A 423-nucleotide genomic window follows, 5' to 3' on the forward strand; every position below is an offset into this window, starting at 1 on the left:
ATACCGAAGATGATCCGGTCCGGCACATACAGCTTAAGGGTCAGTTGGCTGACGTCCTCATGGCTGTTGAAGTTCGAACTCATCGACAAGGACAGCAAGGGTTTGGCAAAGGCCCTGATGTCCTGTTGCAGGTCTTGCAACGGTGCATCCACCAACCGCTGCAACAACCAGCGCTTGTCGAGCAGTTCCTTGAGGTATTGCCGGTCGATTGCGGAAGCTTTGAGGTACCAGCCCGGTGTCGGGACCGTGGTGCTGGTGAGCAACGACATCCTCACCGGCGGGGTCGCTGTTATAGCGGGAGGAAGTGCCTGAACGATACGTTCATAATGAACACCGTTGTTGTCCGCCGGTAATACCGGCGAACTTGAAACATCGTTAACATCCTGTAACTCATCCATAGACTGACAATCCAAGACAACTTGA

1 protein-coding gene is annotated in these 423 nt (G+C 53.4%); it reads right to left on the reverse strand.

The genetic code is table 11. The features are described 5' to 3' along the window. Positions 1-269 (reverse strand): hypothetical protein (locus tag ACQ4OB_RS27845; protein WP_430956871.1); only part of this gene is annotated, 269 nt, incomplete at its 3' end. Positions 270-423 lie beyond the last annotated feature (154 nt).

The organism is Pseudomonas sp. ES4, assembly GCF_050586665.1.
Classification (GTDB): domain Bacteria; phylum Pseudomonadota; class Gammaproteobacteria; order Pseudomonadales; family Pseudomonadaceae; genus Aquipseudomonas; species Aquipseudomonas frederiksbergensis.